Annotated in this window: 1 pseudogene; it reads right to left on the bottom strand. The window is 64.3% G+C overall.

Annotation, left to right across the window (positions count from 1 at the left end):
- Positions 1-286, bottom strand: a pseudogene (locus Q673_RS0118145) (IS1380 family transposase); the annotation flags it as partial.

The following is a 286-nucleotide window of genomic DNA, read 5'->3' on the forward strand; positions in this document are numbered from 1 at the left end:
TTCCCAGTAGTCCGCCGCCACCGCCAGCCAGGTATCTCGATCAGCCGTGGCCGAGCCACGCGGGTTCCATTTGACGACATAGTCGAGCCGGCGCCCCTCGTCGGCAAAGACCTGGCGTTGCTGTTCGAGAAGCGCCAGGTGCGCCTGGCTGTCGAAGCCGCTGTCCTCGCGTAACAGGATCGGTTGCTTGGTCAAGCATTGGGCGCGAGGCAGTACCCGCTCCAGGAAGGCGTTGCTCTCCTTCATGGTGTGCTGCTTGCCAGGCCGCAGTTCCAGACCCAGGCAC

This window comes from Halomonas sp. PBN3 (assembly GCF_000475415.1).
Taxonomy (GTDB): domain Bacteria; phylum Pseudomonadota; class Gammaproteobacteria; order Pseudomonadales; family Halomonadaceae; genus Halomonas; species Halomonas shengliensis.